Genomic DNA, 22,851 nt, shown 5'->3' with positions numbered 1-22,851 from the left:
TTTAATTCCATAGAAAGCCATAATATTCTGGAAAATTCCATTCTCACCAACTATGGATTTAGATTAGACAGCCGCTGTATTCAAGTCGAGCCGCTGCGAGACTTGGCGCGTGATTCTGGTCAGCGTAAGCTGACATATTCTTTACAGAATCACTGCGCATCCTCGCGGAGCGTTTATCTCAGTCGGAGATTGGACTCCCACTAAGACAAATTTGCTGTCACTCACCACCTGAAAGAGGTGGGAGTCTTCTCGACTGAGATAAAGCCTTTTGCTGAATTGGAAGGAAACTATGGCAAAGAAAAGAGAATTTTTATAAGTATTGCATTTGTGACTTTGTGTTGTGGAATTTTGACTCTGAAAACTTCGGACTTATTTTTCCGAAGTTTTCGTTTTTCGAGGCAAAATGAAACGTTTAGCGCAACGGAACAAAATCAAACTTATAAAAATTCTCTTTTCTTTAGAAATTTCAATACAATTCAGTTAAGTAATCCCTCTTCAGCAGTGTCGTCTACACCAAATCCATAAATCAATAATTAATGTCTTTGAGCTTTATTGCTGTAGACTTCACAAAATCTTGCGGCAAAAGACGGTTCTTCCCCACCGGCATAAAGATGAGACACATCCCCTACTTTTAAACCGCGAAAATAAGCAATGCCTTTTTTTCTTTCTTCTGTTACAAGCTCTGTAACAGATGTTGGAGCTAATGCGAGACTATTCCATAAAGTAAATGGAGAAACATTCCACAAATGCGAAAGGAGTACACCTATAAGACCGAAGTGACAGAAAAAGGTAATCGTTTTTGTATTTTCTTTTTCTACGCGATAATGACCATTTTCACGAACATACCCATGTTCTGCAAGAAGATTATCAAATTCTTGTATGATGTTATCATATACCTCGACCATATCAGAACACTGTGCTACAACGGAATCTCTCCATGCGATTCTATCCATATATTCGTTATGTTCTGTCAGATGTTCTGGCATCATATCCCATACGATTCTTGGAAGATATCCTTTTTCGTTTTTCTTTACATCGGGATAAGCTTCCGCCAGTTCAGGTGCTTTATTTATATCTAATTGAGCAGGGAATTCCTGTAACCAAGCTAAAGTTTCAGCTTCGCAGTTCACTGCCTCTAAACAGGGTTTTGCTGTGCGCTGTGCTCTTCCTAATGGAGACATATAACATTCTCCCATTTGAAGAGTAACCGCTCTCTTGGCTAAAAGATCGGCTTCTCTGCAGCCTTTTTCAGTTAATGTATCATTTAAGTAATCGGGATCCCCATGTCTTATAAATAAAATTCTCATTGTATGTATTCCTTTCTTATCTAATTAATATATGTAAAATTATGCAAATTCTATAATAGTTTCTATTAATTTTTGAGAGGCAACTGGCTTTGTCAAATGTCCATTCATACCTGCGTCACTACATTGCTGCATACATTCTTTAGATGCCTGTGCTGTCATTGCGATAATCGGAATGTTTTTTGCATCCGTACGTTTAGAAAGTCGAATAGCCAGACTTGCTTCAAGACCATCCATAACTGGCATCATAATATCCATTAAAATCATATCATAGGTATTTGGGGCAGATGCCAGAAATTTCTCTACGGCTTCTTTACCATTCCATGCCTTTTCAATTCGTGCTCCGTATTCCTGTAAATAAAATTCTGCTATTTCCATATTGAGGTCATTATCTTCCGCCAAAAGAATATGCATACAATCCAAACAGTTATTATTTAAACTGTTAACTTCGGAAGCAGTGTTGCCTTTTTTCATTGATTTTTCTGAAATGGATAATAGTGATTCTTTTGTATCAGGTAAAGAACTTTCTGGCTGATTTATTTTAAATGGAAGGCGGAAAATAAATGTTGTTCCTTTTCCTAAAATACTTTCTACTTCTATCGTTCCATTCATTGCTTCAATCAGCTGTCTGACAATGGACATACCCAGACCACTTCCTTTATAACGTGTTCGTGCATCCACCTGCTCCTGAGTAAAAATATCAAACAGTTCTTCCTTTACAAACTTTTCACTCATTCCAATTCCGCTGTCTTTTATTTTAAACTCAAACCAGGCTGTAGTTCCGTCAAAAGAAATTTCTTCTGCATACGTATCAATTGTACCACCAATTTTATTATATTTAATAGCATTGCTAAACAAGTTCACCATAATCTGACGTAGGCGTGTAGGGCTTCCAATCACCATCATATGGTCTAAATTTTTTCGATGCGCATGATGTGATAATTTCATTTCAAGAAGCTGTGCATTAACTAAAGAACACACTTCGTCAATAACCTGTAAGAGGTTAAAAGAAACTTCCTCTAACACAAGTCGTCCAGATTCTAATTTGCTCATATCAAGGACATCATCTGCAAGAGACATCAAATGTCCAGCAGAAAGTTGAATTTTATCAAGACATTCTTCCACCTTTTTTTCATTGTCTTTATTTTTACGGATTATATCGAGCATACCTATAATTCCGTTGATCGGAGTACGAATATCATGACTCATACGGTTAACAAACTCTGTTTTTGCACGACTTGCAGAATCTGCTTTTTCAAATGCAAGCTGCAGGCGCTCTTTTTCCTGCTGATCTTTTTCATGAAACACTGCTGTATTCTTAAATAAAATAATTCCATGCACTACCGTTGACTCTTTTTGAAGTTCACTGTCATAAACAGTATCTCTTGACATTAATACCGTTTTTTGAAGCCAGATTGGTTTACCATTAATATCTTTTTCACGATATTCTACTATTACCTGTTTTTCTCCTGTATGGAAACGTTCCAATAACTTTGCAGATGAGTCTACAATACGATAATTCTCTATGGTATCTTCTGTTATCAGCTCCTTGTGTTTTACACAATATTCATTATAAGAACATGGCAGACTTACTTTCATATTGAATTTTTGTAGACTATTTGAATGATAAAAAATATTTTCCAGACGATCATGCGTAAAATCCGCCGTACAAACTACTTCTGCCGTATCAAGTAATGCTTCTACATAATTTCCATTTTCAAGAATAATCTGTTTCATCTGCTCATAATACTGCGTTAATTGCAGCTTTTCATCCGCTGCTGCAATATTTTTGTCATGAAATACTTCAAATCCCAAGATAAAATGGTGTACGGCCCCATCACGACTGGCATCATAAAAAATAACAGTTAATCTTCCATGTAATGGGGAATCTCCCTTTCTATATTGATATGAAATTTCATGAACAAAATTTTTATTTGTAAGATGTTCTTTCAGATAATCAATCTGAAGCTGCGTCCATATAGTCTTTCGTGTAGAGTCAGTAGCCAGTTTACGAACAATTTGTTCTACCGCTCCGGAATAGCTTCCATTTTCTGCAAGAAAAAATTCACTACTGGCACGTAAAGTACGATACTTGTCCATAAATGCATCACAATAAAGGCAATCAGAAAAATGATATCCCATATCCTTTACCTTTGCTAATAAAGACTGGTTAATCCTTTTTTCTTCCGCTGCCTCTTCCATTTTGGCACGATTCTTATCAATATACATATTTTTATCGGCATAACGGAATAATTCCCTCATCGTAGCCTGCTCAAAATCCTGTGACAGGGCATAACCAACAGCATAACTGATCGGCATTTCCGGATGTTCCTTTGAATACGTTTCTGTTTGCTTCCGAATATTTAAAAGACATTTCTCTACATGAGCACGAGTAACCCCGTTTAAAACAACAATAAATTCATCACCACCATCGCGGCCTACAAAATACTCATCCGAGACAGCAATGCGAAGCTGTTTAGCAAAAGAATAAATATATTCGTCTCCTTTATCATGCCCCAGAGTATTGTTAATATTGCGAAGATTATTCAGATCAAACACACAAACTGCCACAGCATCTTCGGTAGTTAACAATTTCGGTTTATTAAGAATCTCCTCACATTTATTTTTATTCGGAAGACCAGTTGCCTCATCAAGATATACCTTACTTTGCAAAATGCGGTTTTGTGCTGCATAACGTAATGCCTTCACAAGCTCAATGGCAATGATAATAATAAGACCTCCAATATCAACGAAAACAATCTGCTCTAATCTGTTAAGAGCAGTTGCCTTCCTTTGAGAGTACGCTTCAGCAAGTCCGGTTGCCTCATCACATATATTAAAAAAAGTCTCGCTCATCTCAATAATATTTGTATTCTCATATCCTTTTTCACGAATGAGAAGAATCTCTTTACATAATTTTTCAAAATATCTGTTAAGTTCATTCATTTTAACTTGAAAAGCAGCATCATCCAATCGGACAAGTTTCAATTCATCACTGCCATAACGTAATCCTTTAATATAGGAAGAAACACTTTCAATCATCTCATCATGAGGCTGTCCGGCATTCTCAAGCTTTATAATACGCTGTGTTTTACCACGCACCAATCCCGCATAATTAACAACCCTTGCTGTCCCCTGAATCTGTCCTACCAGTAACATAATGCAAAAAAACAATATAATTAAAACTGTTGTTAAAAGAATCATACAGCTACGGGTAATATATGATAATTTCTTTGAATTTAAAACTTTTTTCATGTTTAAGCACTCCACAATCTTGCAATTTATTTTATACAAAACAATCCTATGGCTATTATATAGGTAGCCATAATATCTGTCAATTATAGTGAAGAAAGCTTTTTGAAAGAACTATTTATAATGGATATTCTAAAATATGGAAGTGAAAAAATATATAGACAAGTTCGTGACAACAGTGTATGATTTTTATTTATATGAAACAGATAATTATAATACATAACCAGAAAGGAACGATTACTTATGAAATTGTTGATTGATGATGCACATATTGACCTTATTAAAAAAATCTGCGATTACTATCCTGTAGATGGAGTAACAACAAATCCATCTATTTTAGCTAAAAGCGGAAGACAGCCGTTTGAAGTATTAAAAGAAATTCGTAGTTTTATTGGGAAAGATACAGAACTTCATGTGCAGGTTGTAGCGAAAAATGCGGAAGGTATGGTTGAAGATGCCCACCGCATCGTAAAAGAATTAGGAGCAAATACTTATGTAAAAGTTCCGTCTGTTCCAGAAGGCTTCAAAGCAATGAAAATTCTCGTTAAGGGAAATATCAATATCACAGCTACTGCTATTTACACCCCAATGCAGGCATTCCTCGCTGCTAAATGTGGCGCATCTTACGCAGCTCCATATGTAAATCGTATTGATAATATGGGATTCAATGGGATTCAGGTTACGAAACAAATCCATGATATTTTTAAAAATAATAATTTAAAAACAGAAGTTCTTGCTGCAAGCTTTAAAAATTCACAGCAGGTTCTTGAATTATGTGAATATGGAATCGGAGCTTCTACTATTGCTCCGGACATCATTGAAGGACTTGTTAAGAATCAGGCCATCACTTCCGCAGTTGATGATTTCATAAAAGACTTTGAAACATTAACTGGAGAAGGAAAAACAATGAGTAATTATGATCTACATTAAATAGAATATACGATGATTAAAATTTGTATATAAAACACGTATGTCTTTTGTAAAATGTTTGAAAATAGTGTTATTTTCTCGTTTTTCACTTTACAACAACGAAATAAATCGTTACAATACGCTTGAAGACTATATTTAAGAATTGAAAATATTTACAGGTTATAATTGTAAAAAGGAGAATAAACAGCTATGGAAAGTTTAAGAGCAAAAAAAGGCTTTATCTGCGATATGGATGGTGTAATTTATCATGGAAATCAACTTCTTCCGGGTGTAAAAGAGTTTGTTGAATGGTTACAAAAAGAGGAAAAACAATTTCTTTTTCTTACAAATGCAAGCAGTCGCTCGCCCAAAGAATTACAGAATAAATTATATCGTATGGGATTGGATATTGGGGAGGAACATTTTTACACAAGTGCATTAGCTACAGCGAAGTTTTTACAATCTCAGGCTCCGGGCTGCAGCGCTTATGTGATTGGAGATCATGGACTTTATAATGCTTTATATGATGCCGGAATTACAATTAATGATGTGGATCCGGATTATGTTGTTGTAGGAGAAACTGTAACTTATGGTTATGAACATATTATTACTGCCATGAATCTTGTAAATAAAGGTGCCCGATTAATTGCAACAAATACTGACATTATCGGTCCTATTGAGGGTGGTATCGCACCTGCCTGTCGTGCTTTTGTTGCACCGATTGAAGCAACTACAGGAAAAAAGGCTTATTATGTCGGTAAACCGAATCCATTAATGATGCGTACGGGTTTACAAATTTTAGGTGTGCACTCTTCGGAGGCAGTAATGATTGGTGATAGAATGGATACAGATATTATTGCTGGTATTGAAACTGGTCTTGATACTGCTTTAGTACTTTCAGGAGTATCCACAAGAGCAACTATCAAAGAATTTCCATATCGCCCAAGACTTATTTTAAATGGGGTAGGAGATATTGCGATCTAATTATTTTTGAAGATTGCGATAAGGCGTGTAGCAATCTGGTATCAAACGCGTTCCTATAAGGAATCAAAAGAAAAAAATAAGAACCGCCTGTCATAGCGGCTATCTTTATAGTTACTATGACAGGCGGTTCTTATTTTAATTACGTTTTCCAGAATTACGAAACCATCTTTCACTCTTTCCCTGGTCTGTAATCCGATTTAAATCAACTCTTCCGGATATTCCCGGACAAAATCCATTAGACGTAAATTGCTGAAGGTCTGCTCCCTTATGAACATCGTAGCGAGGATTATATTTTCCATTATTTAATCCATAACGAGCTTCCCACCACGCACAATTCCTTGGTCGTCTGTAAATTACTTGTTTATACATTTCGTACTCTGAGTACATCGTATAAAGCATCATTTTATGTCGTTGTCTCTTTAAAAAATCGAGAGATTTTTCTATATCTGCTTCTGCATTGCCTGATTCCACATCAAGCACATACCCTACAAAATGTTTTTCTATTCGTTCTCTACAGACTTCGACTAAAAATCTGGTTTGGTCAACTTCTTTTCCTCGGTTTAGAAATGCATACAACCAATATGGAATTCCTCTTTTTTCACATTCTTTTATATTAGTGTATAATGTTTTATCGATATAGGAAATCCCCTGTGTCGCTTTCATAATAAGAAAGGGACAGCTTCTTTTAACAGTATCCCAGTTTCGTACTGGGTGATAATGACTGATATCTGGATAATATTTACTCATAACATGTTCCAAAACACTTTGCCAAACCTGTTTTATTTATTAATATGCAAATCAGTGCATTTTGATTTTAAAATTTAAAAACAGAATCCTTTTATCTATGCGATCATTCCTCTGATGCTTCCCCTCATCTTTCGAACAAAGGAAAGGATTAATCCGGCTGCCGCAAAAGTAAGTATCGTCTTACTTCCTGTAAAAGCATCTAAGATCCATCTTCCACCCTCACCTTCTATACCGTTATATCCAAGAGAAAGAAAGCCATCAATAAATGGGGCAAGTATCGTAATAATTAGAAATAATCCGAAGGCAAAAATGCCTCTTCCGGTGTCAATATTTCTAAGAACACCCATATCCATTACTTTTTTAGAACCTAAAATCCATAAGGCTTCTATAATTCCAAAAAGAATGAAAAAGGCACTGCCTCCAACAAATATAATACTATTAATGTCTCTTGAGGAAGGAAGTTCCATAATTGCGCCTATGCTTGTATAATTGAAGACATTTCTAAAAATCTGCAGTACAATTCCAAGCATCAGAAGTGCACAGAGCCAATGAAGTCCTGTAAAAAGCAGATTTCCGGCTGTTTTTACACTCTTTCCTACAACAGTTCCGGCTGTAGAAGCCGCGCTTGATACAGCATCTCCACCAGCACTTAAAGCGGAGCGGCGCTTTCTTTTTGTCTGAGTGGTTCTTGTATTTCTTGAAGAACCTCCTCTTTTATTTTTAATTGTAACTTTTACATTCTTCTGCTGCTGATTCTCCTTTTGCGCATCTTCTTCATTATATACTTTATATTCTGCATCCATAGATTCATTATTACCTGCTACTTCTTTCGGAAGTGGAGCTCCACAGTTATTGCAGAAGTTTCCCTCTGTCTGTGCGCCACAATTCTTACAAATCATTGTTCTTCACCTCATTTCAAATATCTTGTATCATCATATACTAATTTTGTAAAAAAGAAAAGGGGCAAAGTTTCCTGATTTTTACCGGGTTCATTTTATACACTACTACGTTTGATTTTCTTTATCTACTTGTCGTTATAATATCTCTCTTTGTGCAAATGGTTCCAAATTATTATTACATTCTTTTATGCACGCTTATAAAGAATTGGAATATCATATCCAAATGTTCTTTTTCCATTGACCTCCATACTCTCGGCTACTTCCAAACCTGTCCCTGAAAAACGTTCCCACAATTTAAACTTCATAACCGGTGTAAACTGGCTTGTACTTCCACCTTCCCAAATACCATCATTTTCAACATATAATGCCGGTGTAAACTTTTCCGACTTCTTTAATTCACTATATTCTACCGGCAGCATGGAATCATACGTAAATGTATTTTTATCTGCTCCCGCCGGTATTTCATAAGATGAAAGTAAAATTCCCTCCTTTTCCTCTGTAAATAAAAAAATATGGGGAGAGGCATGTTTCTTTCCATTTGTTTCATAATAGCTTTCTTCTACAAGAAACTTTCCCTGAAAATCCACTGGAAGATTTTTAATCTTGTCATTACAGACTGTATTCACGTGCTCAGCATATGGATATACTTTTCCCGCTTTTTGCATCTCTTCAAACTGCTCTTTATTATTAAAATGTCCTGTTATAAGCTTCATAAACATCTCAAGATTTGAGCTCTTTTCTTTATTATTTAACATAATTCTGCCTCCTATTTTATTTATTATGTACTCTCGGAGTTTTTCTTGCACTTGCTTTTGTTACATCATAATTCTGATGTTAAATAAATCAAGTCAAATTATGCTGGCGAATTATCACTACCGCCTTTTGGTGCATATTTTTCAAACAGCCAGTCTTCTAATGTATTTAAGTTTTCATCTGAATGTTCAACCTCTCGCGCATATCGCCAGGAGATTTCTTCCACATCTTTCATGAAAAGTTTTTTTCCATTCTCTAACCAACGAACGATTAAAAATTCCTGAATCCAGCGAACGGAAAATAATGCCAGTTCCATTTTAGAACAAACCATATCGTCGTAAACAGCTCCGCAAAAATATGTATAAACAAAGAACATCAGAAATTGTTCGCCTATATTTTTCCACTCTTCTTTATGAATACTCAACAAACCATACATTTCGTGAAATTCATTACAAATGTGATGATAATTCTCTTTCGTTGTCTTATAAAGCCATTTATCAGCCCCATCAAGCACTTGATTCCATTCCGGACGCAGGCGTTCCAGATGCCGAAGAATCTGTAATTCTTCTTTTTGCCGTTCCCATTGATGAAGAGATGCGGCATTAACCCCCTTTCCTGCAAGGCATTTCAATACGAATTCCTGCAAATGACCTTCTTTCTGATAACGCTTACATTCTCGCAAAAGATTATCAATATCAAATTCTCGCTGTTCCTCCATACAGATTTGGTAACTTTCTGCCAGCTGTTCACAAACTTCCATACGGAGCGTCAATGAAATAGAACGATTTTGCAAAATAGAAAACAGAACATCTCGAGTATCTTCTAACTGGGAAAACATCATAAAATCAAACTCTTCAAAATCGTCTTCCTCATCTGTTTCTTCTTCTAGAAATCGAACAGGTTCTTTACAGGACAAAATGATTTTTGCTGCTTCCGGACAAGAAAGTGATAAGGATAATTCTCTAAGCCCTTCATATTCTTCCGTATGTCTTGGATAGGATTTACAGGTATCACAGAGTGCATCGGGTCCTAATGCTTTATAAAGATCACACAAATTTTCCTCATTTAAAAACGCACACCGACGGTTATTCTGATAAAAGCACTCCTTTTCCCAATCAATTGAATTACGCAGATGTCTCCCAAATTCACCTGCTTCTTTTCCATAACGTTCCAAAGATTCCTCATCGATCATAATCTGCCATCCTGCACAGCAGGTATCTGGGCAATCTCCTGCTGTGCAGATAAACTTGTCATAAAAATGTGGTTTTAAATATTTCATCTTTTTTCCTTTTCTTTTCAAAATTTTCATAAATAATTCGTTTTTTCTGTACAAATAGAACAGACTATATTATAGCGCAAAAAAACAAATTTTGAAATCCATATGATGTTTTATCTTGATGAATCCGAATCTATTAATAATCATTTTGTCCAAAATAAAAAGGAACTATCTATTTTCTGATAGCCCCTTTTTATTATTCTTCTTATTATTCTGTTGCCTGAATCGCATCATATCCAGTTTCTTTCGTACGAATCTTTTGAGCATGACGAACCTCATACGTAAATATCTTACCATCGCCAGGTTCTCCTGTATAGGCAGCTTTTTCAATCGCTTCAATCGTTTTTGCTTCCCATTCTTCTGAAGAAACAACGATTTCAAACTTAATTTTAGGCTGCATCTGCATATCAACCTGCATACCACGAACAATTTCTTTATATCCTCGCTGGATACCACATCCCATTACCTGGGATACAGTAAGACCATTTACACCAATCGCATTTAAAGCGGCTTTTACATCTTCAAATTTATCTTCTCTGACATAAGCCTCAACTTTTATCATCATATTTCTATTCCTCCTGTTTTTCTGAAATTGCATACGAATAGTATTTATATTACTGGTCAAGACCGTTAAAGGATGGATAAGCACTCTCTCCATGTTCAGAAATGTCAAGACCAACCTGTTCTTCACGAACACTTACACGTAATGGAGTAAATATTCTGACAATTGCAACACAAATTAATGTACCGACAACAGCAACCGCAATCGTAAGTATAATTCCGATAATCTGTGCGGCAAATAAATGATAATCTCCATAAATCAGACCATCCCACTTTGCGACAGGATTAATGGAAGACTTAGTAAAAATACCAGTTGCAATACCACCCCAGATTCCGCCAATACCATGACATCCAAAAGCATCTAACGCATCATCTATCTTTAATTTTTTCTTAATAAATCCTACACCAAAGTAACAGATTGGACTGACTAACGCACCGATAATAAAGGATGCCCATATTGGAACAAATCCTGCTCCAGGTGTGATAGCAACAAGTCCTACAACTAATCCTGTTGAAGCACCAACTAATGTCGTTTTTTTGTTTTTTACTACATCAATAAACATCCAGGACAGAAGAGCTGCTGCTGCAGAAATAGACGAAGTCATAAATGCGTGCGCTGCCAGTCCGTCAGCTTTTAATGCACTGCCTGCATTAAAACCAAACCAGCCAAACCAAAGGAGCGTTGCTCCAAGGACAACAGAAGGGATATTGTGGATTCGATAAGTTGTATGTTCATAGCCTCGTCTTCTTCCGAGAATAATGGCAAGTACTAAGGCACTTACTCCTGAACTGATATGAACAACATCTCCGCCGGCAAAGTCAACCGAGCCGATTGCCGCAAGAAATCCTCCCTCGCCCCACACCATGTGTGCCATAGGATAGTAGACAATAACTGACCATATTGCTACAAAAAGAAATAATGCTTTAAATTTCATACGACCAACTAAGGAACCAGTGATCAAAGCCGGGGTAATCATAGCAAACATCATCTGAAATGCACAAAATACAAGATGAGGAATACTATCTGCATAAGGTCCTGCGCTCATTCCAACATTATTTAAACCAAACCAGCGGAAATCACCGATAATTCCTGCATGATTTCCTCCAAAAGCTAACGAATAACCAAAAAGTGTCCACATTACAACAGAAAGCCCCATAATAGCAATACATGCCATAATTGTGTTACAAACATTTTTTCTTCGAACTAAACCACCATAAAAGAATGCAAGCCCCGGTGTCATAAAAAAGACAAGCGCTGCACATATCATCATAAAAGCTGTATCTCCTGTATTCATAATTATTTATGTCCTTTCTTCTCTTTCTTTGATGATTCATCATTAATTAAAAAATATTCCGGAAAATAAAAAAGGCGCCTAAAGTATAATTATTATACTTCAGACACCCTTGTCATGCTTCGAATATTATCATATATTTAATCTTTTTTCAAGAGAAAATAATTAAAAAGCTCATGTTTGGTTAATTTTATTAATAAATAGAAACTATTCACCTAATTTTTCAGACAATATTTTGGCAGCATCTTCAATGCAGCCAGGACAAGAACGAAGTACCTTGCCTGTATCCATTCCTTTTAATTCCCGGCAAATTGTAGAACCATTTTTCTTGCGGAAACTATCATTTAATTCTCTTACTTTTTTATAAGTATCTGCTTTAGAAACTGGCGCTTCCAAATCGCCACAACTATTCGCCATTCCCATAATAAGAGCCATTCCTGTCACCGCTCCACAAGTTCCGTAAGTATCACTGACACCAAGACCAAGACCTTCTGATACCTTGAATGCCGTTTCCTCATCTAGTCCTGCTTTGTCACAAAATGCACATACGATTGCCTGTGCACAATTATATCCTTTTTTATGATATTCTGCGGCTCTTTCTGCTCTGTTCATTTGTAAAATCCTCCCTTTATACCTCATTCATGTACTTTATATTAAAATCTTTCGTTGTTAGTTTAACACAATCTCATATATCCTGCATAGTGAAAAATATTCTCATAAAATATTAATTATACACCTAGCTCTTCGAGAAACGCCTCGCAGCCTTCAATGAGATCTTCGTAAGTTTCATCAAAATTACCCGTATACCATGGGTCTGCAATATCCCTTTTCTTCCCTGCAAATTCCAGTAAAAGATGCACTTTATGCTTAGGATCATGATTAATAATGCGTTTTACATTATTGATATTCCATTTATCCATGCATAACAGATAATCATAAACTTCATAATCCTGTTTCGTCAGCTGTCTTGCCTGCCTCTTTGTATGAGGAATTTCCATTGCATCAAGCTTTGCCCTCGCCCCCGGATGCATCGGATTTCCAATTTCTTCACGACTAGTAGCACAAGAAGAGATTTGGAAAGAATCTTCTAATCCTCTTTTTTTAACCATATCTTTTAAAATAAATTCACCCATCGGGGAGCGACATATATTTCCATGGCAGATAAATAATACCTTTATCATAACTTTTATACCTCCTTATATCTTTTTAAAAACTCCCGAAACCCTTTATTTATAAGGCTTTTCGGGAGTTCTCTTTTTTTGTTGTTTTCTTATAACCTCCCATAATATTTTATATTTTCTCAGTCATTTGGTACTCGATTGGTACTCAAATTGGTACAAAACCAATCAATTTGTACCATGTCTTATAGCTCATAAATTAGCCACTTTTGCAGTATTGCGGGACTTTTTTACTCTGATTTTCCGTTGCTCTTTTTGTTCTATTTGGGCGATTTCTCGCTTGGCATCTGCCAGACCTAAGTGCGTGTAGACATTTAAAGTCACTGAAATATCTGAGTGTCTCATGAGATATTGCAGGGTTTTCACACTTATTCCACTCCTAGCCATGTTAGAGCAGTAGGTATGACGGCAAACGTGTGGAGTAACCTTTGGCATTTGCAACTTGTACAGCCTATTATACTTCTGACAGATGTGTTGGAAATATTTTTCCCAATGAAGTGAAATCATAGGATTTTTATTTTTATCAAAATAAAGGAAGCCGCTATACCGTCAATTATCGGCTCAACTTTTAAGTGAGGACGATTATTAATAATTTTCCTGAAGCATTCTTCAACGTCTTTCTTTATCAGTAAGACTCTAACACCTGCTTTGGTCAGCCTCCAACTCGTAATCTTTTTGCGCTTCCTTTCTACGTATTCGCCGCAACATAACTTATAACATATAATAAGTATGCCACGACATAAAATTCAAGTCAAGACACATTTAAATAGCTTCTAACGTGTCAATATATTCCTCAAATAGTCACCGCTTTATCTGTGGGCGGTTTCCGTTCCAAAGTAAAAATTTTGCCGTCCTATTATCGGCTACGAGGTTGCATAGTTTGTTTTCGCCGATTCGAAAATAAGCCGCTGCCTCTTCAATGCTTAGTGTATACTTTTCCCACACTGGTATTTTCTCCATAAATTTTCCCTTTCTTGCTATTTCAGACACAAAAAAAGTAGCTATTTCAAAAAGAAAACTGACATAAGTTGTGTCTTTCTCGTTTTTTTATAACTGCTGTAGCCGTCTTTCACCAACAAGACGGAAATTCTTAAATTTTCTCACATTATATCATAAGTTCTTATTTTATCAACTCTTAGTATAAAACATAAATTTTATTTAGGCTCGATTCAAGACGTTAAAACACTCCCCTGTAAACTCATATTTGCCCCGTAGAGCCGTTTTAATATCTTTTTAATATTTTTGCAAAAATGACATAGAAGGCGTATTAGATCGGATTTGGCATATTGTAATTTAAAAAAGCGTGAACAAGTCAATTAAATTATTTAAAACCTCTGTAAAATGACAATCAACGTTATTGTAGCAGCTTTTATCTCTTGCCAATAGTTTATGGCAAGAGAACTAATGGTAAATAATATGATTATATATTCCACAAGTGTTTTTCGTTTATTCAAAATCTCTGTAATACGATAATGAACGCTATTGTAGAGGATTTTGTTTACTGTTCATAATTTATGTAAGAAAAGATATATGTTTGTTTCCTATATAGCCAAAAATCTTGATAACTATATTAAATATTTTGATGAAGCGTTGCAATGGGTGGAGGAAAATGGTGCTAAATCAGATGAAATGGCTCAACGGATAAAAGAAAATAATGTACAATAGAGCAGATAATACAAGATTTATTTAGCAATTAAAAAGGACTCTTGTTTTTTCAAGAGTCCTAGTGTATAATTTGGTTAGAAGATGACCGAATACAAATTTCGGTTACCCTCGGTAATTTGAATATTAAAAAGAAATAAGCATCTTACTTTGGACGGTTGGGATGCTTATTTCTTATTATGATTATCTATGTAGGTCAGAACCGCAAAAACTAATATCAGTAAAGTTAGTACTTCCATTGTAGTCATGGGCATCACCCTCCTCTCTAAAGAGAGGGCACTGAAAAATATACCATTTTTATTTTGACTTTAATAAAAAAAGAAAAAAACCATCAGAATTTTTATGATTCTGGTGGATTTTTTGTTAGGCGAAATATAAATTGCTTGTTTTTTCGGAGAAAGTTCTTATTTTTCATTCATTAATTTAATTATTCTCTTAAGATTTACTGCAAAGATCGTCATTGCTCCTTGCATTTCCATACAAATAAGACCTGATGATGACGCTACGTCATAACCATGCCGATGTTTTAGTTCGCTATTCTTAGCTTCTATTTTATAGCGTTCCCGCTTTTTTTCTTTGAAATGCTCAGTTTCCTGAAATTTAAACTGTTCACTGTGGGAATCGCAAATGATTGTTTCTGTGGATGTTTTCTTTTTGGCTCCTTCTTTGTAACAGCCATCACGATACGGACAACATTTACATTTTTCAATATCAAAAAAATAGACCATACGTGGGTTTTTGTTTTTTTTATCTTTTTTCCTTTTATCGAAATATTTATGAATGGCTAAATGTCCTGCTTTACACTGATACATTCCGGCATCTTTATTAAATTCAAACTCATCTTCCTTTCTTCGGTTACCTTGTGTAATAACTGGATTTAATTTTGCTATCAGTTCATAACCACCTTCTTTTGCTGCCTCGATATTTTTCTTTTCAGAATAAGCCATATCTCCAATGACTGATTCAATCTGTATCCCTGCAGCTTTACTTTTTTGTATAAGTTTTGGCAGTTCTTTGCCATCTGTTTTTTCGCCGCTGGTGATTGTGGCAGCTGTGATGATCCGTTCTTCTGTCATTGCTATGTGTGTTTTATATCCAAAGAATGAAGTGTCGGCTGTCTTATGACCAGTTTTTGCATCTTCATCCTTTGAAATTTCTAAATGTTCCATGTCATCAGTGACAGATTCTTCTAGTAGATTTAATTTTTCCTGCACTTTTGGATAACTGCAAATTTCTTCATTTCCTTTTACAACATCAATAAGCTGTTTACAGTATTTTAGTTCTTTTTCTAAAGAATCCTCTGTGTTTTTATCAGGAAATTTTTCTTTCATTGTTTCATCAATCTCATAAATGCTACGGCGCAGATTTTTTGATTGTTCCTGGAGTACTTGACGTGGTGTCTTTTGATTGTATCTTGATTTTGTATGCGTAGCATCCACAATAATGGATTTTGACTTAATAATTCCTTTTTCTAATGCTAACTGAACTGTTTTGGCAATCAGCATATCCAAAAGATTCATATCCTTTAAACGCAGCTTCCGAAATTTTGTCAATGAACTTGGATTTATAACTTCATCTTCTGGAGCCATATCCAAAAAATATTTAAAAGACATATCGTATTTAGAACGTTCAACCACATCAACATCTGATAAATCATAAATTGATTTTAAAAGCAGATATTTAAACATTCGGATAGGTGGAACTGCATTTCGTCCGTTATCTAGACAATAATTAGCAAGCAATTCACCATAAATAAAGCTAAAATCAACCAATTCTTTTATCTGTCGGAGAAGATTATCTTTCGGGATTACTAATTCATATATTTCCATGTATGGACTTAGCACCAATTTCTGCTGTTGTTCGATCATAAAAACACCGCCTATATTTGATAGATACATTGTACCAAATATAGACGGTATTATCTACTTTTTCAGTGCCCTCCTCTAAAGACTGGAGGGTGTAAGGCGAAAATTGCATCCGTTTCTGTTCAATTATACAGGTGGATTATACATCTTTCTGCCACTAACTCAAGTAAAAAGCCGCCAAATGTCCACGAACTCCCCAAACAGGAACCGTATAGCTGTACAGTTTGAAACCCAATATTGTAATTCTTCTGGCGACCCTTCCATAATGATACGTTCAAACTCTCCATTTGAAATTCCTAATATTGCTTTCACAAGCTTTTGCAATTCATGAATATCGTTCTCGTCCCAGGATAATATTCCACCACAAAAAACATAATCGTCAATCAGATCCGTAATCTTCTTTTTCGAGAAACGGTCCATCTCGATTGCCTTCAAATCATTTTTTAAAATTTTTCTACTAATTCGTTCTGCCTGAAACCAAGGTTGCATTAATACGGTAACCAACTCTGTACGAGCAATCTTTAATGGTTTAATCTCAAGTGTTGAATTATACTCGTATGCTGATTCTGTTATATTAGCTTTATTTATCATTGTTAGTACTGGATTAATCCAGTCATTCTGATAAACCACAGCTACCCCACTAGGAAGCTTTGCGATTTCATTCACCTGATCCTCTGTCAAACCTATAGAACGACCTACTGCTTCTCTGTCATTAGCTTCTGGTATCCTTAATACAATTTTGGTATTGGTATTCTTAATGGCCGCAATATCAACTGAAGAAGGTGACTGATCTACAATTACAAATCCTTCACCATATGTCCTTATTTCTGCGATTGTGTTTGTAAGCATTTCCACTGACTTGCCTATCAATTCAGAGCTATTAGTACCTGTAGTATTTTTTAGAATTTAATATCCGATGCATAATCAGAATTATCGATTAACTTACCTAACTGCTCTGATAATATCTCAAAATCTGGATATTCGATATCATCGCCTTCAAATGTTGATGATCCCAGATCCCAGCCAATAGTTTCATAGGACTTTAATATTGCATCTTTGAAGAATGCTGGCATAGCATCATACATTGGCCAACAAACACTAAATATTTCAATTTTTGTTTTTATCTCTCACATATATAAAAGAATAACTTGGGCACTACCTTTACCAGTTTTTTCTCTTTTGTGCAATCGTGATTCTTTTTACGTTCTTCCATCACATAAAGAGACATTGCTAAATTCCTTACATCTTTCCACCATAAACAGGGAAGATTCCACTGTTACCATAGCTCTTAATTTTCTTAAAATTTTTTAACAGTTCCATGTCTTCAGCACTAATTTCAAAATCTAGTTCTGCATTACTCTTCATATGTTCAGGATTACCTGTTTTTGGCAGAGAAATTGCACCAAGCTGAAGCGTATATCTAATGCAGAGCTGTGGAACAGTCACACCATACTTTTTTGCAATCGTAGTTATCTCCGGTTGATTTAATATTTCACCATGCGCAATTGGTGAGTATGCTTCTACAGCAATATTATTCTTCTGGCAATATTCTACTAATTCCATTGGTGTATTACTGATATGGAGAAGAATCTGATTTACCATTGGCTTAATCTTTGCTGTTTCAAGAAGACTTGCAATATCTTCAATCAGGAAATTGGAAATTCCGATTGCCTTAAGTTTTCCTGCCTTATAAGCATCCTCAAGAGCTTTCCATGCCGCACGATTTCCCTCTATATATCTATCTTCACACTGATTAACTTTTACCCAAGGCTGCGGACTGTGGATAATCATCATATCAAGATAATCCAGTCCCATCTTTTCAAGTGTCTCATTGATTCCTGCCATTGCTTCCTCATAGGTTTTATGCTCTGCGGCAACCTTTGATACAACAAATAACTCATCACGCGGAATACCACAAGTTCTTACTCCTTCACCCACGCCACGCTCATTGCCGTATGCCTGTGCAGTATCAATATGTCTATAGCCAATCTCTACTGCTGCTTTTACAGCATCAGCAGCCTTATCATCATCAATAAACCATGTTCCAAGACCGAGCTGTGGAATTTTCACTCCATTATTCAATACAATACTATTATCAAACATTTCATTCACCTTCCTATTGTAATTTCCCATATTCTTCATCACTTACCGGTTCAAGCCATTCATTAGAACCATTTTCGCCAGGAACTTCTATTGCCAGATGTGAAAACCATTCATCCGGTGCGGCACCATGCCAGTGTTTCACTTCTGCCGGAATATTGATGCAGTCGCCTGGCTTCATTTCTACAGCATCTTTTCCTTCTTCTTGATAATATCCTCTTCCGGCAACACATACCAGGATCTGTCCTCCCCCACTTTTTGCATGATGAATATGCCAGTTATTTCTGCATCCAGGTTCGAATGTCACATTAAAAATTCCAACCTGAGAAGTGGAGATCGGTGCAAGAAAACTTCTGCCGGAAAAATACTGTGCAAACCCATCATTTGATGCACCAATCGGAAACATCATTTCTTTTGCATGCGCACGCATCGCTTCCTCTTCGTATGGCAAATCTCCTTCGCCTGCTTCCCACACTTCCTTTGCAAGATTGAAAACAGCCCACGCTTTTGGCCAACCTACATAGAATGCGACATGTGTGATCACTGCAGCAATCTCTTTTTGTGTTACACCATGATTTTTTGCATTTTGAAGATGATATTTTAAAGAAGAATCTGTAATTCCAGAAGCCATCAGCGCAACCACTGTGATGATACTTCTTGTTTTCACATCAATATCCTGGTTATTCCAGTTTTCTCCGAAAAGTACATCATCGTTAAAATGTGCAAATTCCGGTGCGAATTCACCAAGTGTATTTCTTCCTGCTGTCTGTACTATTTTTCCCATATTCTGTATACCTCCATAACGCTGTTATTTATAAAGAGTTTACCCATTCAGTGATTTCCTGTTTCGTTCCACAATTTAACAGTCTGCCTTCTGTAATAACTGCGTCTGATGCAGATGACTGCAATTCTTTCACAGTGTTCCCAAATCCACTTCCTCCGGATGTTGCAAAAAGCACAATCTTTTTACCACTGAAATCGTAAGCTTCTAAAAATGTATTGATGATTGTCGGAGCTACATACCACCAGATTGGGAATCCCAGAAGGATCTCGTCATAAGAACTCATATCCATTTCTTTTTTCATAATCTCCGGTCTATATTTTTTATCACTCATTTCCACACTGCTTCTGGATTTTTTATTCATCCAGTCAAGATCAGGCTTTGTATATGGAACTTTCGGCTCAATCTCAAACAAATCCGCTTTTACTTCCTCTGCAATCATCTGTGCTACTTTTTTTGTTGTTCCACTTGCACTGAAAAATGCCACTAATTTTTTACTCATAATAAAAAGCCCCTTTCTATACGTATTTTTCACAAAAAAATAGATGTATAAGATTTACATTCATCTTACACATCTATTTTAAGCTCTATCGCTTCATTATGTCTAATGCTTATATTGAATTTTGTTTTATGCCTGAAAAGCATTAATCTCCTCGATCATTTTACGGACTGCCAAAGAATATGGGATATTCCGTCGCCAGGCAATCACCGTACTGGTCGTGATTTTAGGAGAAATTCTTCGCTGTACAAGAATATCCTCTCGCCAATACTTTGCAGCACCCTCAATTGAAATTGGATACCCCAGTCCATTTGCCGCCATAACTCCAGCATTCGTTCCAAGATTACTCGTAAAAGCAATCTGTAATTTTGAAAAGTCTTTCCCAAACCAGTTGGCAAGTTCACTTTGAACGTTCATTCTTTCCGGCAGAATCAAGGGCTTTCCAATAAGATCTTCTTTTTTTATAAACTCTTTTTCTGCCAGCGGATCATCCGGCCGCATTCCGACACACCAGTGATCGCGATCTGTGATCCGGATATAATCCAGCCCTTCGGTGTCCACCGGCTCCATGAATAATGCAATATCTACAAGTCCTTTGTTCATCATCTCATACACTGCATCTGCTGTTGCAGTATGCAATACAATCTGAACTAGCGGATATTTTTCTTTATATGTTTTACATATCTTCGCCAATGTCTCCACTGCCGCAAATTCACCACATCCAATGGTTATCGTGCCCTCTACAACCTCTTCTTTTCCTTTCAGTTCCTCAAGCGTCCTTTCCTCAAGATTGAGAATCTCCAGGGCACGCCTTTTTAATAGAATTCCCTCATCAGTAAGCGATATTTTCTTCCCGTTTCGAATAAATAATGCTACTCCTAGCTCCTCTTCAAATGCTGCCATTTGTCTGGAAAGCGTTGGCTGGGTAATATGCAATTGTTCTGCTGCTTTTGTAAAGTTCTGTTCTTTTGCTACTGTCAGAAAATAGCGTAATAGTCTTAATTCCATGTTTTTTATTCCTGTTTTTTTGTTTTAACAGTTTCTTAAAATATTGTGCCAAAGCGGCATCCGTGCAATATACATAACAGCCCTTCATACCTCTTGTCATGAGTGTTCTGTATGTATTTTTTATAATTTCATCTGCAACCTGCTCTGCTTTTTCTTTATCTTTCTTCGCTAGTGTTTTTATTCCTTTCAAGGAATTATCGGTCTTTGCACGTTTTGTATAGTCTGTAATCACTTTCCCGTTTTCAAATCGCATATCATTCCCAATAATAACACCTGTATAATCGAATTCTAATCCTTGTGATGTATGAATACATCCGGCTTCATGAACTGACTCATCACTGATTGCAAAGGCATCTCCACCATTTAGATTCCAGCTTATGGAATAATCTCCAATCTCAATATCATGGAAATTTGTATTGTTTCTGGTAGCCTTCGGCCAATTCCAACAATAACCTGCAAGAATTCTTGCTCTATTTCTGGCGCGATTCTTTTCAAGCACAATTGCTTCCATTTCCCATTGTTTCAATTCAACAATAACAACATTTTCTTTTCCATTCAATCCATAACCAGAAACAAGCATAAATAAGCATGTATTCACCCCACACATCATATTGTTTTGTTCAATTTCAATAGACAATTCTAAAATAATCCAAATATGCTTTATATTTATCTTGTGCTGTCAGACAGGTATCTGTCAGATAACCTTTTTCGTTGTCCCATTCCTTCAATCCACGATAATAGAACATCTTCAAATTGTCCTCAATAATAAACGGAACGATATTGTATTTCAAACACTCCTTAAACATAATCAATCTGCCCACACGCCCATTACCATCTTGGAACGGATGGATTCGCTCAAACTTCACATGGAAGTCAAGAATATCCGCAAAGGTCTTTTCTTCTTTGGCGTTGTATTCCATCAGCAAGACCTTCATTTTATCGGCAACTTCTTCTGGAAGGGCTGTATCCCTGCCACCGACTTCATTCGGAAGTTTCTTATAATCACCAACAGCAAACCAATCTTTTCTAGAATCGCTGGTGCCATTCTTCAAAACCAAATGAAGTTCTTTGATGAACTTCTCCGTCAAAGCTACTTTTGCATGATCAATAATCATGTCAATGCAACGGAAATGATTTGCCGTTTCAATCACATCATCCACATTCAGCACTTCTTTTTCTACGCCAATAGTATTGGTTTCAAAGATATATCTGGTTTGTTCGTGTGTCAGGCGGCTTCCTTCCATATGGTTAGAGTTATATGTCAAATCAATCTGTGTTTTATGATAAATACCACCAGAGTATTTACTTGCCTTCTGCTCTTTCAGAATATCCACCAGAGTAATAGGTTCTTCTTTCCTCTTATTGATACGCTCTGGTTTCTCCGCATTTTCTGGAATGTTCCAAGTCTTACCGATAAGACACGCACCCTTCACACGACCCTGGGCACAGTAATTTCTAACACTGCGTTCTGACATATTCCATTTTTTTGCTATTTCAGCGACTAAAAGGTATTTCATCTACCATCCTCCGTCATAAATCAAATCCAAAATGTACTAATCTACTAATAGTATATCACACCATCGGCAAAAACACCATCTGTTTTATCTATCACACTATTTTTTAGCCGATATATAATATCTGTTTTCTGGACCGATTAATTTAATAGAAAAATCACCTAAAGATTCAAAATACACTTTTGAATTTTAAATCTATACCTTATGTCGCCTAATAAGTTGTGTGTTTATTTTTTTGATTTATACTGATAATTTGACGCCAAAATA

Annotated in this window: 23 protein-coding genes; 2 read left to right on the top strand and 21 right to left on the bottom strand. The window is 36.1% G+C overall.

Annotated elements, in window-relative coordinates; genetic code table 11:
* Positions 1–533: 533 nt before the first annotated feature.
* Positions 534–1,307, bottom strand: a complete 774-nt coding sequence (locus FYJ25_RS06465; RefSeq protein ID WP_154580835.1) for a histidine phosphatase family protein — start codon at positions 1,305–1,307, stop codon at positions 534–536.
* A gap of 39 nt (positions 1,308–1,346) precedes the next feature.
* Complete coding sequence (locus FYJ25_RS06460) at positions 1,347–4,559, bottom strand: diguanylate cyclase domain-containing protein (protein WP_096239985.1); 3,213 nt, start codon at positions 4,557–4,559, stop codon at positions 1,347–1,349.
* Positions 4,560–4,799: 240 nt separating this feature from the next.
* On the opposite strand from FYJ25_RS06460, the gene FYJ25_RS06455 reads away from it, so the two are divergent.
* A complete protein-coding gene (locus FYJ25_RS06455) occupies positions 4,800–5,486 on the top strand; it encodes a fructose-6-phosphate aldolase (RefSeq protein WP_154580834.1) in 687 nt (228 codons plus the stop codon).
* A 189-nt stretch (positions 5,487–5,675) separates the two neighbouring features.
* A complete protein-coding gene (locus FYJ25_RS06450; RefSeq protein WP_154580833.1) occupies positions 5,676–6,449 on the top strand; it encodes an HAD-IIA family hydrolase in 774 nt (257 codons plus the stop codon).
* A 135-nt stretch (positions 6,450–6,584) separates the two neighbouring features.
* Here the strand turns inward: FYJ25_RS06450 and FYJ25_RS06445 are convergent, their stop codons facing one another.
* The 19 genes from FYJ25_RS06445 to FYJ25_RS06360 all read right to left on the bottom strand — a co-directional run bounded on the left by FYJ25_RS06445 (position 6,585) and on the right by FYJ25_RS06360 (position 22,587).
* Positions 6,585–7,196, bottom strand: a complete 612-nt coding sequence (locus FYJ25_RS06445) for a GH25 family lysozyme (protein ID WP_096239996.1) — start codon at positions 7,194–7,196, stop codon at positions 6,585–6,587.
* 95 nt (positions 7,197–7,291) lie between these two features.
* Positions 7,292–8,095, bottom strand: coding sequence for a zinc ribbon domain-containing protein (locus tag FYJ25_RS06440; protein WP_096239998.1), 804 nt, complete (start codon positions 8,093–8,095; stop codon positions 7,292–7,294).
* Positions 8,096–8,280: 185 nt separating this feature from the next.
* Positions 8,281–8,850 (bottom strand): hypothetical protein, encoded by a 570-nt coding sequence (locus FYJ25_RS06435; protein ID WP_154580832.1) that lies wholly within the window; start codon positions 8,848–8,850, stop codon positions 8,281–8,283.
* Between the two features lie 98 nt (positions 8,851–8,948).
* Entirely contained in the window at positions 8,949–10,127 is a 1,179-nt protein-coding gene (fliB, locus tag FYJ25_RS06430; RefSeq protein WP_154580831.1) for a flagellin lysine-N-methylase, read from the bottom strand.
* Positions 10,128–10,332: 205 nt separating this feature from the next.
* Positions 10,333–10,689 carry a P-II family nitrogen regulator gene (locus FYJ25_RS06425; protein ID WP_096240000.1) on the bottom strand — a complete coding sequence of 119 codons (357 nt, stop codon included), beginning with the start codon at positions 10,687–10,689 and terminating at the stop codon, positions 10,333–10,335.
* Positions 10,690–10,738: 49 nt separating this feature from the next.
* On the bottom strand, positions 10,739–11,980 hold the full coding sequence (locus tag FYJ25_RS06420) for an ammonium transporter (protein WP_021906163.1): 1,242 nt from the start codon (positions 11,978–11,980) through the stop codon (positions 10,739–10,741).
* Positions 11,981–12,184: 204 nt separating this feature from the next.
* The gene (locus FYJ25_RS06415; protein WP_021906162.1) at positions 12,185–12,589 is read right to left on the bottom strand and encodes a C-GCAxxG-C-C family protein; all 405 of its coding nucleotides are present in this window, start codon (positions 12,587–12,589) and stop codon (positions 12,185–12,187) included.
* Between the two features lie 116 nt (positions 12,590–12,705).
* Positions 12,706–13,158, bottom strand: a complete 453-nt coding sequence (locus FYJ25_RS06410) for a low molecular weight protein-tyrosine-phosphatase (protein ID WP_096240003.1) — start codon at positions 13,156–13,158, stop codon at positions 12,706–12,708.
* Between the two features lie 189 nt (positions 13,159–13,347).
* Positions 13,348–13,662: a tyrosine-type recombinase/integrase gene (locus FYJ25_RS14985; protein WP_330578284.1), complete on the bottom strand. Its 315-nt coding sequence runs from the start codon at positions 13,660–13,662 to the stop codon at positions 13,348–13,350.
* A gap of 294 nt (positions 13,663–13,956) precedes the next feature.
* Positions 13,957–14,115 (bottom strand): excisionase, encoded by a 159-nt coding sequence (locus FYJ25_RS06400; RefSeq protein WP_154580830.1) that lies wholly within the window; start codon positions 14,113–14,115, stop codon positions 13,957–13,959.
* Between the two features lie 1,106 nt (positions 14,116–15,221).
* The gene (locus FYJ25_RS06395; protein WP_154580829.1) at positions 15,222–16,685 is read right to left on the bottom strand and encodes an IS1182 family transposase; all 1,464 of its coding nucleotides are present in this window, start codon (positions 16,683–16,685) and stop codon (positions 15,222–15,224) included.
* A 159-nt stretch (positions 16,686–16,844) separates the two neighbouring features.
* Complete coding sequence (locus FYJ25_RS06390) at positions 16,845–17,531, bottom strand: ATP-binding protein (protein WP_205677384.1); 687 nt, start codon at positions 17,529–17,531, stop codon at positions 16,845–16,847.
* Positions 17,532–17,581: 50 nt separating this feature from the next.
* Entirely contained in the window at positions 17,582–17,755 is a 174-nt protein-coding gene (locus FYJ25_RS14440) for a hypothetical protein (protein WP_205677383.1), read from the bottom strand.
* A gap of 166 nt (positions 17,756–17,921) precedes the next feature.
* A complete protein-coding gene (locus FYJ25_RS06385) occupies positions 17,922–18,785 on the bottom strand; it encodes an aldo/keto reductase (protein WP_154580828.1) in 864 nt (287 codons plus the stop codon).
* 13 nt (positions 18,786–18,798) lie between these two features.
* Complete coding sequence (locus FYJ25_RS06380; RefSeq protein WP_154580827.1) at positions 18,799–19,566, bottom strand: carboxymuconolactone decarboxylase family protein; 768 nt, start codon at positions 19,564–19,566, stop codon at positions 18,799–18,801.
* A 28-nt stretch (positions 19,567–19,594) separates the two neighbouring features.
* On the bottom strand, positions 19,595–20,065 hold the full coding sequence (locus FYJ25_RS06375) for a flavodoxin (protein WP_154580826.1): 471 nt from the start codon (positions 20,063–20,065) through the stop codon (positions 19,595–19,597).
* A 126-nt stretch (positions 20,066–20,191) separates the two neighbouring features.
* Complete coding sequence (locus FYJ25_RS06370; RefSeq protein WP_154580825.1) at positions 20,192–21,070, bottom strand: LysR family transcriptional regulator; 879 nt, start codon at positions 21,068–21,070, stop codon at positions 20,192–20,194.
* Positions 20,952–21,668, bottom strand: a complete 717-nt coding sequence (locus FYJ25_RS06365) for a DNA/RNA helicase domain-containing protein (protein ID WP_330578283.1) — start codon at positions 21,666–21,668, stop codon at positions 20,952–20,954. The genes FYJ25_RS06370 and FYJ25_RS06365 overlap by 119 nt, the downstream gene beginning before the upstream one ends.
* 28 nt (positions 21,669–21,696) lie before the next feature.
* The gene (locus tag FYJ25_RS06360) at positions 21,697–22,587 is read right to left on the bottom strand and encodes a Fic family protein (RefSeq protein WP_154580824.1); all 891 of its coding nucleotides are present in this window, start codon (positions 22,585–22,587) and stop codon (positions 21,697–21,699) included.
* Positions 22,588–22,851: the final 264 nt, after the last annotated feature.

Origin of the sequence: Anaerobutyricum soehngenii, assembly GCF_009697165.1 — a bacterium.
Taxonomy (GTDB): domain Bacteria; phylum Bacillota; class Clostridia; order Lachnospirales; family Lachnospiraceae; genus Anaerobutyricum; species Anaerobutyricum soehngenii.
The sequence above is the reverse complement of the archived record's forward strand: the minus strand, read 5'-3'. Positions and strand labels throughout refer to the sequence as shown.